This window comes from Catenulispora pinisilvae, from assembly GCF_015356865.1.
GTDB classification, from domain to species: domain Bacteria; phylum Actinomycetota; class Actinomycetes; order Streptomycetales; family Catenulisporaceae; genus Catenulispora; species Catenulispora pinisilvae.
In genome coordinates this window covers 1-268 of sequence record NZ_JAAFZA010000656.1, presented here as the reverse complement: position 1 = coordinate 268, position 268 = coordinate 1, and the positions used below count along the sequence as shown (strand labels likewise).

1 protein-coding gene is annotated in these 268 nt (G+C 70.1%); it reads left to right on the top strand.

Going from position 1 to position 268, the window contains the following annotated elements:
* Positions 1–268 (top strand): hypothetical protein (locus IZR01_RS54975; protein ID WP_369125537.1); only part of this gene is annotated, 268 nt, incomplete at both ends.

Sequence of the window (268 nt, the reverse complement as noted above, 5' to 3'; positions counted from 1 at the left end):
GCGGTCACTGTCGGCAGCCAGGTGGAGACTGGCGCTCCGCTGATGCGGCTGGAGCAGATCGTCGAGGACGAGGACTCCGAAGGCGACACGTCTGGCACGTCTGGCACCGCGCAGCCGTCGTCCGAGGCCGTCGAGCTGGACCTGCCCGCCGCCCCGGTCGAGGTCCCGATCCGGGCTCGCGTGGCGCAGGGCCGGGAGGACCTTCGCAGTCTGCTGCTGGGTTTCGATGTGGACCCGCATGACGAGGGCCGGATCCTTCAGGACTACC